Origin of the sequence: Streptococcus sp. VTCC 12905, from assembly GCF_049893385.1 — a bacterium.
Classification (GTDB): domain Bacteria; phylum Bacillota; class Bacilli; order Lactobacillales; family Streptococcaceae; genus Streptococcus; species Streptococcus suis_AA.
The window spans coordinates 21,594-35,461 of sequence record NZ_JBMVJC010000024.1; the positions used below are offsets into that span (position 1 = coordinate 21,594).

Annotated in this window: 13 protein-coding genes and 2 pseudogenes; all 15 read left to right on the forward strand. The window is 34.6% G+C overall.

Annotation, left to right across the window (positions count from 1 at the left end):
• Positions 1 to 8: 8 nt before the first annotated feature.
• The 15 genes and pseudogenes from ACPC58_RS08585 (at position 9) to ACPC58_RS08655 (ending at position 13,722) form a co-directional block, all read left to right on the forward strand.
• A complete protein-coding gene (locus ACPC58_RS08585; protein WP_434065793.1) occupies positions 9 to 704 on the forward strand; it encodes a tyrosine-protein kinase in 696 nt (231 codons plus the stop codon).
• Between the two features lie 39 nt (positions 705 to 743).
• A pseudogene (locus ACPC58_RS08590) lies at positions 744 to 1,498 on the forward strand (CpsB/CapC family capsule biosynthesis tyrosine phosphatase).
• Positions 1,499 to 1,602: 104 nt separating this feature from the next.
• Entirely contained in the window at positions 1,603 to 2,979 is a 1,377-nt protein-coding gene (locus tag ACPC58_RS08595; RefSeq protein ID WP_434065794.1) for a sugar transferase, read from the forward strand.
• An 8-nt stretch (positions 2,980 to 2,987) separates the two neighbouring features.
• A complete protein-coding gene (gene pssD, locus ACPC58_RS08600) occupies positions 2,988 to 3,437 on the forward strand; it encodes a PssD/Cps14F family polysaccharide biosynthesis glycosyltransferase (protein ID WP_099421128.1) in 450 nt (149 codons plus the stop codon).
• Positions 3,437 to 3,922, forward strand: a complete 486-nt coding sequence (locus ACPC58_RS08605; protein WP_099421129.1) for a glycosyltransferase — start codon at positions 3,437 to 3,439, stop codon at positions 3,920 to 3,922. The genes pssD and ACPC58_RS08605 overlap by 1 nt, the downstream gene beginning before the upstream one ends.
• Positions 3,923 to 4,660, forward strand: a complete 738-nt coding sequence (locus ACPC58_RS08610) for a glycosyltransferase family 32 protein (protein ID WP_115266070.1) — start codon at positions 3,923 to 3,925, stop codon at positions 4,658 to 4,660. It abuts the gene before it with no gap.
• Complete coding sequence (locus ACPC58_RS08615; protein WP_434065795.1) at positions 4,629 to 5,786, forward strand: hypothetical protein; 1,158 nt, start codon at positions 4,629 to 4,631, stop codon at positions 5,784 to 5,786. Before ACPC58_RS08610 ends, ACPC58_RS08615 begins: the two co-directional genes overlap by 32 nt.
• Positions 5,786 to 6,658 carry a glycosyltransferase family A protein gene (locus ACPC58_RS08620; protein ID WP_434065796.1) on the forward strand — a complete coding sequence of 291 codons (873 nt, stop codon included), beginning with the start codon at positions 5,786 to 5,788 and terminating at the stop codon, positions 6,656 to 6,658. The genes ACPC58_RS08615 and ACPC58_RS08620 overlap by 1 nt, the downstream gene beginning before the upstream one ends.
• A gap of 27 nt (positions 6,659 to 6,685) precedes the next feature.
• Entirely contained in the window at positions 6,686 to 7,648 is a 963-nt protein-coding gene (locus ACPC58_RS08625; protein ID WP_434065797.1) for a glycosyltransferase family 2 protein, read from the forward strand.
• A 20-nt stretch (positions 7,649 to 7,668) separates the two neighbouring features.
• A complete protein-coding gene (locus ACPC58_RS08630; protein WP_434065798.1) occupies positions 7,669 to 8,130 on the forward strand; it encodes a glycosyltransferase in 462 nt (153 codons plus the stop codon).
• 15 nt (positions 8,131 to 8,145) lie between these two features.
• The gene (locus ACPC58_RS08635) at positions 8,146 to 9,561 is read left to right on the forward strand and encodes a flippase (RefSeq protein ID WP_014334587.1); all 1,416 of its coding nucleotides are present in this window, start codon (positions 8,146 to 8,148) and stop codon (positions 9,559 to 9,561) included.
• 2 nt (positions 9,562 to 9,563) lie between these two features.
• A pseudogene (locus tag ACPC58_RS08640) lies at positions 9,564 to 10,555 on the forward strand (acyltransferase).
• 13 nt (positions 10,556 to 10,568) lie between these two features.
• Positions 10,569 to 11,669: a UDP-galactopyranose mutase gene (gene glf, locus ACPC58_RS08645; RefSeq protein WP_071417369.1), complete on the forward strand. Its 1,101-nt coding sequence runs from the start codon at positions 10,569 to 10,571 to the stop codon at positions 11,667 to 11,669.
• A gap of 12 nt (positions 11,670 to 11,681) precedes the next feature.
• On the forward strand, positions 11,682 to 12,659 hold the full coding sequence (locus ACPC58_RS08650; protein WP_434065800.1) for a Stealth CR1 domain-containing protein: 978 nt from the start codon (positions 11,682 to 11,684) through the stop codon (positions 12,657 to 12,659).
• A 10-nt stretch (positions 12,660 to 12,669) separates the two neighbouring features.
• Entirely contained in the window at positions 12,670 to 13,722 is a 1,053-nt protein-coding gene (locus tag ACPC58_RS08655) for a galactofuranosyltransferase (RefSeq protein ID WP_434065799.1), read from the forward strand.
• Positions 13,723 to 13,868 lie beyond the last annotated feature (146 nt).

The following is a 13,868-nucleotide window of genomic DNA, read 5'->3' on the forward strand; positions in this document are numbered from 1 at the left end:
AGAAGAACATGGCAACTTTACAATTAGCAAGTAATAAACGTGGATTAATCAAAAAGACCGAGGAATACTTTAACGCCATCCGAACAAATATCCAGTTGAGTGGTTCAGAATTGAAGGTCATTGGGATAACTTCAGTCGATGCAAATGAAGGAAAGAGTACGACTGCAGCCAGCCTGGCGATTGCCTATGCTCGCTCAGGCTATAAAACCATTTTGTTGGACGCTGATATTCGTAATTCAGTCATGTCTGGTTTCTTCAAGCCCGCGAGAAAAATTACGGGTCTGACAGACTATCTGGCTGGAACAACCGACTTGTCACAGGGCTTGTGCGACACAGATGTTCCGAACTTAACAGTCATCGAATCTGGTAAGACTTCACCGAACCCTACAGCCTTGTTGCAAAGCAAAAATTTCGATAATCTCATCACAACGCTCCGTCGCTATTTTGATTATGTCATTGTCGACTGCGCACCTTTGGGATTGGTCATTGATGCAGCCATCATTGCACAGAAGTGTGATGGTATGGCCGTTGTCGCAGAGGCTGGTCGTGTCAAACGGTCAGGGGTTAAGAAAGTAGCAGAACAACTAGAGCAAACTGGTACACCATTCTTAGGTGTTATCCTGAATAAATATGATGTAGCTACGGAAAAATATGGAGCCTACGGCAATTACGGCAACTATGGGAACTATGGTAAAAAAGCCTAGTAGTCATCATAATCAATTCTCAAATGTAGGAGTAACAAAATGATAGACATTCATTCCCATATCATATTTGGTGTGGACGATGGGGCGAAAACACTCGAGGAGAGCCTTACATTAATTGATGAGGCACGGCGGCAGGGCGTTCGGATGATTGTAGCGACATCTCACCGACGAAAAGGTATGTTTGAAACGCCCGAGAAAATCATCATGGCCAATTATCTAGAGCTAAAAAAAGTAGTAGCCGAACGGTTTCCAGAATTGACTCTTTGTTATGGTGGTGAACTCTACTATACAAAGGATATTATTGACAAAGGATATTATTGACAAAGGATATTATTGGCAAATTGGATGCCAAGAAACTACCAACCCTGAATGGTACGAAACAGGTATTGGTCGAATTTAGTATGAATACCCCTTGGAAGGAAATCCAAGAGGCAGTCAATGAAATCATATTGTTAGGATTAACTCCTGTAATTGCCCATATCGAGCGTTACGACGCCTTGGCTTTCAAGGGAGAAAGGGTAGCCGAACTCATCGATAAGGGGTGCTTTACTCAGGTAAATAGCAATCATGTCTTAAAACCAAGCTTGATTGGAGATGTTGCCAAACCCTTTAAAAAACAGGTGCAATACTTTTTAGATAATGATCTGGTCACCTGTGTGGCAAGCGATATGCACAATATGGTTAAGAGGAGACCATATATGCAGGAGGCCTTTGCAATTATTGAAAAAAAATATGGGATAGACCGGGCAAAGGCATTGATGAAGAAGAATCCTTTGATGCTACTCAAAAATTAGGATATAAAATTGAAATAAACGCGAAATCTTGCCTTTCAATAATTTAGTGGAGATGAAAAAGTAGTCAATTGTATAGAAAGATATCCATTGATGTAGGAGATGAAATGGTAAATATTAATGAATACCGCCAGTTTAGACTGGCGCTTTTAGAATTGATTGGGGTAGTAGTGGCTGTCTCCATTACCACCCACTTACCCACCTCAAAGATGAATCAGATAGGGACGCTATTGATTATTGCCCTGCATTTTGTGGCTTTTTATTTCTCACGTATGTCATCAGAATTTGAGAGTAGGGGCTACTTAATAGAGTTTGAACGGGTCACTAGGTATGTTTTGATTTTCGACATACTCCTCATTTCATTTTCTTTTTTTTTGGGAGATAGTTTTATCATTACGAGACGTTGGTTGGCATTATTTACCATTCTTACCTTTATCATCGTTTATATTATCAACTGCACTGTGCGTAGATATAAATATCTCTTCCTTATGACTGCTGAACAACAGAAGAATACTTTAGTCATTACCACTACTGAGAGATTGCGATTAATGGAGGGGCTCTTTGAGTCAGATCAACTTCCTACAAAATATTTGGCGGGTATAGTAGTCATCGGAGATGGTGATGTGGCCTTTCCAGAGGTAGTTCCAGTAGTTCCTTTTGATGATGCGATTGACTTTGCGACCCACGAAGTTGTCGACCATGTGTTTATCAACTTACCGAGTGAACATTACGATCTCAAACAACTTGTTTCTGATTTTGAAGTCATGGGTATTGATGTGAGTGTAGATATTAACTTATTTGATTTCAGGGCTTTAAAAAATAAAAAAATCAAACAAGTTGGAGACCATAGCATCGTGACTTTTAACTCCAATTATTACAAACCTAGCCATATCTTTCTAAAGCGCATGTTGGATATCTTTGGGGCTGTGATTGGTCTTCTAATTTGTGGTCTGGTCGGGATTGTCTTAGCCCCTATCATTCGGAAAGATGGAGGACCTGCCATTTTCGTTCAGAAACGAGTAGGGAAAAACGGACGTATCTTTAAATTTTATAAATTCCGTTCTATGTATATAGATGCAGAGGAACGGAAAAAAGAACTTATGTCTCAAAACCAGATGCAGGGTGGTATGTTTAAAATGGATAATGACCCACGTATTACACCTATTGGTCAGTTTATCCGAAAAACAAGTCTAGATGAATTGCCACAGTTTTATAATGTGCTAGTTGGTGATATGAGCTTGGTAGGTACACGTCCACCGACAGTGGATGAATTTGAAAAGTATACACCAAGTCAAAAACGTCGCCTCAGCTTCAAACCAGGAATTACCGGCTTATGGCAAGTTAGTGGGCGTAGCAATATTACGGACTTTGACGAAGTAGTTAAACTCGATGTTGAATATATCGATAACTGGTCAATTTGGTCGGATATCAAGATATTATTGAAGACTATCTTCGTAGTATTTAAAAAAGAGGGAAGTAAGTAGAGTATATTATGAAAGTTTGTTTAGTAGGTTCTTCTGGTGGACATTTGGCACATTTGAATATGCTAAAACCCTTTTGGAGTGAACATAGCCGTTTCTGGGTTACATTTGATAAAGAAGACGCAAGAAGTGTGTTAAGTGATGAAAAATTTTATCCGTGTTATTTTCCGACTAACAGAAATTTTAAAAATTTGGTAAAGAACACTTTCTTAGCACTTGAAATTTTAAGAAAAGAAAAACCTGACGTTATTATTTCATCAGGAGCAGCGGTAGCAGTTCCATTTTTTTATCTGGGTAAACTGTTTGGAGCGAAAACGGTTTATATCGAAGTATTTGATAGAATAGATAAACCGACTGTGACTGGAAAGTTGGTTTATCCAGTGACAGATAAATTTATTGTTCAGTGGGAGGAGATGAAAACTGTCTATCCCAAAGCTATTAATCTGGGGAGTATTTTTTAATGATTTTTGTTACAGTTGGAACTCATGAACAGCCCTTTAATAGGCTTATTAAGGAAGTTGATCGTTTAAAAAAAGAAGGTATTATTACAGATGAGGTTTTTATTCAGACAGGTTTTTCAACTTATGAGCCTCAATACTGTGACTGGAAAAATATTATTTCTTATTCTGAAATGGAAGATTACATGAATCGTGCAGATATTATTATCACGCATGGTGGTCCAGCGACATTCATGGGAGCAATTGCTAAAGGAAAAAAACCGATTGTTGTTCCAAGACAGGAAAAGTTTGGAGAGCATGTAAATGATCATCAGCTTGAGTTTGCTGAACAGGTTTCTGAACGATTTGGAAGTATCGTTGTCGTAGAAGAAATTAATGAATTGCAAAATTATTTTAATTTAGATTTAATTGTAGATGAAAGTTCCAATTCGAACAACCTAAGATTTAATAGTCAATTAAAACAAGAAATAGAAAGTTTGGTTAGATGAATGATTCCTAAAAAGATTCATTATTGTTGGTTTGGTGGAAATCCGTTACCCGAAACTGTTCAAAGATGTATAAACTCATGGAGGAAATTTTGCCCTGATTATGAAATAATAGAGTGGAACGAATCAAATTATAACATTCATAAAATTCCATTTATCGCTGAAGCTTACGATGCGAAAAAATATGCCTTTGTGTCTGATTATGCTCGCCTAGACATTATTTATAACGAAGGTGGGATATACCTTGATACAGACGTGGAATTGATACGGTCATTAGATACTTTATTAAGTAATAATTCTTTTATGGGCATGGAGTTTGCTGGACAAGTTGCTACGGGATTGGGCTTTGGTGCTGAAAAACATCATAAGTTTATCAAAAAAAATATGGAAATTTATGAAAATCTTAAATTTGATGCCCAGCATATCGTGACCTGTGTAGAAATTACGACGTCGTTGTTAAAAAAATACGGACTAACAAGTAAAAATATTATTCAGGATGTAGCTGGATTAACAATCTATCCAACAGAATATTTTTGTCCTTATAATATGGAGACAAGGAAAACTTTAATTACTGATAACACATATTCAATTCACCATTATGATGCTACCTGGTATGGTACTGGAATTAACGCAAAAATGAAGAAAATCTTTTTACCTATAAAAATTAAGATACGTATTTTTATTGATATGGTTTTAGGAGAAGGGACTTATGAGAAACTTAAACAATATTTCAAAAAATAAATCTTCCATGGTATTCAATTATGAAGATATATATTGTTGCTTTGTTTTCATTGTTATCTATCTAAAATCTGTTTATTCTTCTTTTGCAGATCAAATCTATAATATTTTTTTGATTTTATTTGTTTTATTCATTTTTTTAAAATTATTGAATCAAAAATACACCCCTACTCAACTATTCTCTTTATTAGTTTTGGGAAGCCTTTCAGTATTTAATGCATTTATTTCTAAGGATTTTTCATTGTTAGTAGCTTTGTTATTCTTTTTTGGTATGAAAGATATTAATGTAGATAGAGTATTATCTACTGTATTGGTTGCTAAGATTTCTTCTTTTTTATATGTTCTATTTTCTTATATATTACATTTTAGGAGCTCTTCAGCAATTTTATTCAATAGGACATCTAAGGTAGTTACTAGGTATAGTTTTGGATTTGGTTCACCAAATACATTTCATGCGAGTTTTTCTTTTATTCTCTTTTTAATTATTTGTAAGTACTATGATCGTATCAAAGGAATACATATTATTGGTATATTACTTTCTAATGAGTTTATTTATTTTTTTTCTCAATCAAGAACTGGGCGATATAGTGTCTTACTTGTGTTAATATGCCTTTTTGTGATGAAATCTACCAGAAAAATAGGAGTATATTTTTTGAACACGGTTCCTTATTTGCCAACAATAATATTTTTATTTACTGTAGCATTATCATCAATTTTAAAAGGGACAAAAGTTTATGATGTATTGAATACCATGCTATCTGGGAGGCTGTTTTATAATAGCGCAATACTGGAACTGGAACACGTGCCTTCACTTCTGGGTGATAATATAATGAAGTATAAATATGTTACCAGTGAAGGTTATGTATATAAAATGATACATGATAATAGCTATATGGCAACATTTGCGTTGTCAGGTGTGATATTTATGTCTTTGTTCCTTTGGTATTATTATATTGTTTCTAGAGAATTGCTAATAAATAAAAGGTACAACTTGTTAATTTTATTTATTTCAATAGCAGTTTATGCATTCATGGAAGATTATATAAGATATATTTATTTTGATTTTCTGTTTTTTGTTTGTGGCTCTTTCTTCTATAATCAATTAACTTTAGAGAGGAATACGGAATAATGCTATATATTGTCACTCCAACATATAATAGAGCTAAAGAACTATGTATTTTGTATAAAACTTTGAAATCGCAAACATGTTTGGATTTCAAATGGTTGGTAGTAGATGACGGCTCAACAGACGAAACGCCACTTTTGATTGCTAAATTTCAAGAAGATAGCTGTGTTGCAATTGATTATCTCAAAAAAGATAATGGGGGTAAACATACCGCTTATAATTTGGCATTGGATTATATGTCTAAAATTGATTGTCATATAGTAGTTGATAGTGATGATTGGCTTGCGATGGATGCTGTCGAGAAAATCTTACAAGACTTAGAAAAGACTTCAAATAAAGAAATAGGGATTGTTTATCCAAGATACGGTAGGGATTCTAGTCCTCAGTGGCTTTCTGATAACGTTAAATATGTTTCAATTCCTGATATAAAGTTGAAATACGGGCTTTCAATCGAGACTGCAATTGTTATTAAAAATTTATTCATTGGTCAATTGAGACTTCCTTCATTTGAGGGGGAGAAGTTTTTGTCTGAAGAAATTTTTTATATTATGCTATCGGAGTTTGGAAAATTTCTTCCTCTTAATAGAAGAATATATTTTTTTGAATATCTAGAACATGGTCTAACAAATAATATTTTCCATTTGTGGAAGAAGAACCCCAAGAGCACTTATTTATTGTTTAAAGAGAGAAAAAAATATATCCTGCAAAATTTATCAGGTTTTAACCGAATTGTTGAATTGTTTAAAGTGTCCTTGAATGAACAAGCATTATCGCTAGCAACATCAAAGAATGAAAATATTCCCCAAGAGCTATCTGTTGGGGAACGTATGCTAAAACCATTGGCGTATTTATTTTATTTAAAAAGGTATAAATAGGAATAAGTATCATAGTGAGGAGATGTTGTGAATAATGAGTTAATCAGTATTATTGTTCCTGTATACAATGTTGAAAAATACATTGCTAAGTGTTTGGACTCTTTAGTTAACCAAACATATTTAAATATAGAAATACTTCTAATTGATGATGGATCTACAGACAAATCATTATCGATATGTAAGAAGTATGCTGCAGTTGATTCTCGAATTAAGTTTTTTTCTAAAGAGAATGGCGGCGTTTCTAGCGCTCGAAATCTAGGTCTTCTACATGTTCAAGGAGAGTACGTTGTGTTTGTAGATTCAGATGACTTTGTATCTCCAAAATATTGTGAACATTTATATCAACTTACTATAAGTACTAAGTCAGAGTTAGCTTCTGTAAGTCGTTATAACATTTTGAATAAAGAGGTGGTAAAGATATCGGATTTATCTTTTAATCAAATAACATCAGATGAAGCCTTAAGAAAATTCTTTTTAGGTGAGGGGATAAATTGTTATCTTTTTTCAAAAATATTTAAATATGAAACTATAAAAGGACTCCGATTTGATGAAAGTTTAGAATCAGCAGAGGACGTTTTGTTTATTTATCAAACTCTTAAGAACATAAATTTTGCATCTATGGATGGCACTGTTGCAGATTATTTTTATATTCTTAGAGAAGGATCTTTAACAAATAAAAGACTGACTTCATCAAGAATTGATAGTTCCATTAGAGTTGCGGAATTTATTACTAGAGATTGTAACAGCAACAAAAAATTGAAAATGTTAAGTGAAATTAATGAAATATCATTAAAGGGTGAGGTTCTTGAGTGGATTTCATTAAATAGTGAACTTAGAATTGAGTTTGAAGAATATTATAATATCATACTGAGAGAAGTTAGAAAGTTTAAATTGTTACATAAAGTTCAATATCTAACTTTAAAAAAATTTATTAGGCTTATATTATTAAAAGTTAGTCCTAGATTAGTTACAATCTTAAAAAATAAATAGGTATCCTGGAAGGAGTATTCATGGATTTTAATAGTAACACTCTTGTTTCAATTATTATTCCAATTTATAATGTAGAAAATTATTTAGAACAGTGTATCATATCGGTAGTTCATCAAACTTATAAGAATTTAGAAATTATTTTAGTAAATGACGGTTCTCCTGATAACTCCGGAAAAATTTGTGATGATTTCGCTCTCATGGATAAAAGAATTAAAGTTATTCATAAGATGAATGGAGGGTTGTCATCAGCTAGAAATGCAGGCATAGATATAGCTAAAGGTGAGTATTTAGGGTTTGTGGACAGTGACGATACAATCGAACCATTCATGTATGAAAAATTAATGACGGCCATTAAAAGGGATGGGACCGACTTGGCGGTTTGCGCAATAAATTATGTTTTTGAAAATGGTAAAAAATTAACTAAAACTAATCTAGGAAAAGATACCATATTTGACTTTTATGATGCTAGGAATTGCAAGTAAAAATGGGAGAGTAGAATGAAAGTTTTAAAAAATTACGCCTACAATCTTTCCTATCAATTACTGGTCATTGTTTTACCAATCATTACGACACCTTATGTTACTAGGATTTTTAGTTCAAAGGATTTAGGTACTTATGGTTACTTTAATTCGATTGTGACCTACTTTATTCTTTTGGCAACTTTAGGTGTTGCTAACTATGGTACTAAAGAGATTTCAGGACATCGAAAGGATATTCGTAAAAATTTCTGGGGTATTTATACCCTCCAATTGATTGCGACTATTTTGTCTCTTGTCTTGTATACATCATTATGTTTGTTCTTTCCTGGTATGCAAAATATGGTGGCTTATATCTTAGGATTAAGCTTGATATCGAAAGGAATGGATATTTCTTGGTTATTCCAAGGTTTGGAGGATTTTCGTCGTATTACCGCAAGGAATACAACGGTAAAGGTTTTAGGAGTTATTTCTATCTTCCTATTTGTGAAAACACCTGGTGATTTGTATCTCTATGTTTTCCTATTGACCTTCTTTGAATTGCTTGGGCAATTAAGTATGTGGTTACCAGCGAGACCTTACATTGGAAAACCACAATTTGATTTATCCTATGCTAAGAAACATCTTAAACCTGTTATTTTGCTGTTTCTCCCTCAGGTTGCCATTTCACTATACGTGACTTTGGATCGTACAATGTTGGGTGCCTTGTCATCGACAAATGATGTAGGGATTTATGATCAGGCTTTGAAAATAATTAATATTTTGTTGACGTTGGTGACTTCATTGGGAAGTGTAATGCTTCCAAGGGTATCTGGTCTTTTATCTAACGGAGATCATAAGGCCGTTAACAAGATGCATGAGTTGTCTTTCTTGATTTATAATCTTGTGATTTTCCCGATAATAGCAGGTCTCTTGATTGTTAATAAGGATTTTGTGAGTTTCTTCCTAGGGAAAGATTTCCAAGAGGCTTATCTTGCCATTGCTATTATGGTCTTTAGGATGTTCTTTATCGGTTGGACAAATATTATGGGAATCCAGATTTTGATTCCACACAATAAACATCGTGAGTTTATGCTCTCTACGACTATTCCGGCTGTTGTCAGTGTTGGACTTAATCTCTTGTTAATTCCTCCATTTGGCTTTGTTGGTGCCTCAATTGTATCAGTTTTAACAGAGGCTTTGGTATGGTTCATTCAATTGTACTTCTGCCTTCCTTACCTCAAGGAAGTACCGATTCTTGAGTCTTTGGCCAAAATTGTATGCGCATCTACTATGATGTATGGCTTGTTGCTAAGTGCAAAACCATTCTTGCATTTTCCACCTACTTTAAATGTTCTTGTGTATGCAGTGCTTGGTGGCCTCATTTACCTTCTTGCTATTCTAGTTTTGAAAGTGGTAGATGTTAAAGAATTAAAACAAATAATAGGAGAAAATTAGGAATGAAGAAAGCACGGAATATAAACTTAGACTTGATAAAAATAATTGCTTGTATAGGAGTTGTTTTGCTTCATACTACGATGCCAGGGTTTAAGGGCGATGGAATTACTCATCTTATTTATATTATCTAGGTACTTATTCAATTCCCTTGTTTTTTATGGTAAATGGTTATTTATTATTGGGTAAGAGCAAGATAACATATCCCTATATACTACATAAAATAAAATGGTTACTAATAACAGTGTCTTCATGGACCGTTATCATTTGGTTTCTTAAAAGAGACTTCACAATTAATCCAATTAAAAAAATTTTGGCTTCCTTGATACAAAAGGGTTATTTCTTCCAATTTTGGTTTTTCGGCTCACTAATACTTATTTATTTATGCTTGCCGATATTGAAGAAGTATTTACATTCAAAAAGAAGTTATTTATACTTTCTATATGTATTAACAATTATTGGTTTGATTTTTGAATTGATAAATTTTTTGCTTCAAATGCCAGTACAAATTTATGTTATACAGACGTTTAGATTATGGACTTGGTTCTTTTACTACATTTTAGGTGGTTTTGTAGCACAATTCAATATAGATAATTTAAAATCAATCTTTAAGGGATGGATGAAAATAGTTAGCATACTTTTGTTATTGATTTCACCGATAATATTATTTTTCATAGCAAAAACTACTTATCATAATCTTTTTGCTGAATATTTTTATGACAATCTTTTGGTAAAAGTAATTAGTTTAGGACTATTTCTTACCTTATTGACGCTAACCATTGATGCTTCTAAACATAGAATGATCTACTTGTTATCAGTCCAAACGATGGGGGTATTTATCATACATACCTATGTTATGCAAATATGGCAAAAGTTGATAGGGTTTAACATAGTAGGTGCACACTTATTTTTCCCTGTTTTCACATTAGTGATTAGTTTTCTAATAAGTATGATATTAATGAAAATCCCTTATATCAATCGAATAGTTAAATTATAAAAAGGAGTTTATAATGTACGATTATCTTATCGTTGGTGCTGGTTTGTCCGGAGCAATCTTCGCACATGAAGCTACAAAACGTGGCAAAAAAGTAAAAGTGATTGACAAGCGTGATCACATTGGTGGCAATATCTACTGTGAAGATGTTGAAGGTATTAACGTTCACAAGTATGGTGCTCACATTTTCCATACCTCAAATAAAAAAGTTTGGGATTATGTCAACCAATTTGCTGAATTTAATAACTATATCAACTCACCAATTGCTAACTACAAGGGCAGTCTTTATAACCTTCCATTTAACATGAATACATTTTATGCTATGTGGGGCACTAAGACTCCTCAAGAAGTTAAGGACAAGATTGCTGAGCAAACGGCTGATATGAAAGATGTTGAGCCTAAAAACTTGGAAGAACAAGCTATCAAGTTGATTGGACCAGATATCTACGAAAAGTTGATCAAGGGATACACTGAAAAACAATGGGGACGTTCTGCCACAGACCTGCCTCCTTTCATCATCAAGCGTCTTCCGGTTCGTCTGACTTTTGATAACAACTACTTTAATGACCGTTACCAAGGAATTCCGATCGGTGGTTACAATGTCATCATTGAAAATATGCTTGGAGATGTAGAAGTAGAGCTTGGAGTTGACTTCTTTGCCAATCGTGAAGAGCTTGAAGCTTCAGCTGAAAAAGTTGTCTTTACAGGAATGATTGACCAGTACTTTGATTATAAACATGGTGAGTTGGAGTATCGCAGTCTTCGTTTTGAACACGAAGTCTTGGATGAAGAAAATCATCAAGGAAATGCCGTGGTCAACTACACAGAGCGTGAGATTCCTTATACTCGTATCATTGAGCACAAGCACTTCGAGTATGGTACACAACCTAAGACAGTTATCACACGTGAATACCCAGCTGATTGGAAACGTGGAGATGAACCATACTACCCAATCAATGATGAAAAGAACAATGCCATGTTTGCTAAGTACCAAGAAGAAGCTGAGAAAAATGACAAGGTTATCTTCTGTGGACGTCTTGCAGATTATAAATACTACGACATGCACGTGGTCATTGAGCGTGCTCTAGAAGTCGTTGAGAAAGAATTTACTATATGACACAAGAAAAAAATTGATATCGTTGTTCTTTGGGTAGATGGAAGTTCCCCAGAGTTTATCCGTGAGAAACAAGCAGTTACTGAGAATGTTTCTGATTTGAACCAAGAAATTGATGGTGAGCAACGTTATCGTGATTATGGTGTTTTTAATTACTGGTTCCGAATGATTGAAAAGAATGCTCCTTGGGTAAATAATGTCTATTTGATTACCAATGGGCAAAAGCCAGACTGGTTGAATTTGGAACATCCAAAACTCAAATTGGTAACTCATAGGGAATTTATGCCCAAAGAATACCTACCGACCTATAATTCAGCAGCTATTGAGCTTAATCTTCATCGTATTGAAGGGTTGTCGGAGAACTACTTGTATTTCAATGATGATACGTACTTGATTAGAGACAGTCAACCTTCAGATTTTTATAAAAATGGTCAGCCTAAGCTTTTAGCTGTTTATGATGCCTTAGTTCCTTGGTCACCATTTACGAATACTTATCACAATAATGTTGAATTAATTTATCGCCATTTTCCTAATAAGAAGGCTTTGAAGTCTTCGCCATGGAAATTCTTTAATTTCCGTTATGGTTCCTTGGTTTTGAAAAACTTGTTACTCTTGCCTTGGGGTCCTACGAGATACGTGAACCAGCATTTACCTGTTCCGATGAAGAAGAGTACCTTGGCACATTTATGGGAAATTGAAGGTGAAATTTTAGATAAAACATCGCGAAATCCAATTAGAGACTATGGAGTAGATGTTAATCAATACATCTGTCAGCATTGGCAAATTGAAAGTAACCAGTTTTACCCTATGTCTAAAAGTTTCGGAGAGACAATCGGTTTGAATCAGGTGGATAAGCTGGAATCTATCTTTAAAGATAGACGTAAAAAACTACTTTGTGTGAATGATGATGTTGACTTTAAAGAGGAGAATATCATTCGTTTAAAGGAAATCTTGAATGAATACTATCCTGAAAAATCAGCTTTTGAAAAATGAGAAATAAGAGATGAAATACTATTTAAAAGAAGAATTTTTACACGATAACGATGTTAAAAATGCCGGTAATAAGGCTCGTAATGATGTTGAAGAAATTGTAAAGAGAGAAGGTTATCAATCCTTGGTTCTTTCAGTTGATAATTGGTACGAGATGGGTACACTTAAAAAACAGCTTCATAAATCTAAGGCTATTGGTCAGGCCTTGAATCAACTAAAGCAAGGTGATGAGTTACTTATTCAGTTCCCAATGCTTCATTATAGTTTTTTTGCAACACATCATGTAAAGAAAGCACAGAAAAAAGGCGTAAAAGTTAATTTTATTATCCACGATTTAGAAGCTCTTCGTTATATCAATGTTGAGAATCTCCCTTTGAAGCATAAGATTAACATTCAAATTCAAGAATCAAGTCTTCTTGGTGCAGCTGATGGTATCATTGCCCACAATCCAATTATGAAATCTGTATTGGTAGATAAAGGGATTGCGGCAGATAAGATTGTTAGCCTTGGCATTTTCGACTATTTGATTCCAAATTTCCAAGAGAAGACTGGTTTCACGAAGAATCAGCCAATTATTGTAGCTGGTAACTTGGCACAAGAAAAAGCTGGTTATCTTTACTCTCTTCCTGCAGAACCTGCTTATAACCTTTATGGTGTCGGCTTCGACGAAAGCAGAGCTCTTGAGAATGAGAACTACTTTGGTTCCTTCCTACCTGATGAGCTTCCTGCAGCTCTTGAGGGTGGTTTTGGGCTTGTCTGGGATGGCGACAGTGCTGAGACATGTAGTGGTGTTTTCGGCGAGTACCTTCGCTATAACAACTCTCACAAGGCGTCACTTTACTTGGCCTCAGGGTTCCCGCTTGTCGTTTGGAAACAGTCAGCCTTATCTCATTTTGTGCTTGAGAACGGCTGTGGAATTGCAGTAGATTCTCTTCAGGATTTGAAGGCTACCATTGACAATCTTTCTGATACTGATTACCAAGATTTGGTTGAAAATACCAAGCGTGTCGGTAAAGGTATTCGTGTTGGTCACTATCTACGTACTGCATTGAACAATTTAAAATAAGAAAATCCTCATGCTTGTGAGGATTTTTTGCATTATTTGGGCTCTTTGTCAACTGTAGTGGGTAGATGAAAAGTAACCGCCCAATAACAAGGTATCTATCCAATCACTCCTTCCTCCAGTATACTGTTATAAAAAACAAACTGGAG

Coding starts and splice junctions, on each gene's coding strand:
- ACPC58_RS08585 (WP_434065793.1), top strand. CDS start 9: ATGGCAACTTTACAATTAGCAAGTAATAAACGTGGATTAATCAAAAAG.
- ACPC58_RS08595 (WP_434065794.1), top strand. CDS start 1,603: ATGGTAAATATTAATGAATACCGCCAGTTTAGACTGGCGCTTTTAGAA.
- pssD (WP_099421128.1), top strand. CDS start 2,988: ATGAAAGTTTGTTTAGTAGGTTCTTCTGGTGGACATTTGGCACATTTG.
- ACPC58_RS08605 (WP_099421129.1), top strand. CDS start 3,437: ATGATTTTTGTTACAGTTGGAACTCATGAACAGCCCTTTAATAGGCTT.
- ACPC58_RS08610 (WP_115266070.1), top strand. CDS start 3,923: ATGATTCCTAAAAAGATTCATTATTGTTGGTTTGGTGGAAATCCGTTA.
- ACPC58_RS08615 (WP_434065795.1), top strand. CDS start 4,629: ATGAGAAACTTAAACAATATTTCAAAAAATAAATCTTCCATGGTATTC.
- ACPC58_RS08620 (WP_434065796.1), top strand. CDS start 5,786: ATGCTATATATTGTCACTCCAACATATAATAGAGCTAAAGAACTATGT.
- ACPC58_RS08630 (WP_434065798.1), top strand. CDS start 7,669: ATGGATTTTAATAGTAACACTCTTGTTTCAATTATTATTCCAATTTAT.
- ACPC58_RS08635 (WP_014334587.1), top strand. CDS start 8,146: ATGAAAGTTTTAAAAAATTACGCCTACAATCTTTCCTATCAATTACTG.
- glf (WP_071417369.1), top strand. CDS start 10,569: ATGTACGATTATCTTATCGTTGGTGCTGGTTTGTCCGGAGCAATCTTC.
- ACPC58_RS08655 (WP_434065799.1), top strand. CDS start 12,670: ATGAAATACTATTTAAAAGAAGAATTTTTACACGATAACGATGTTAAA.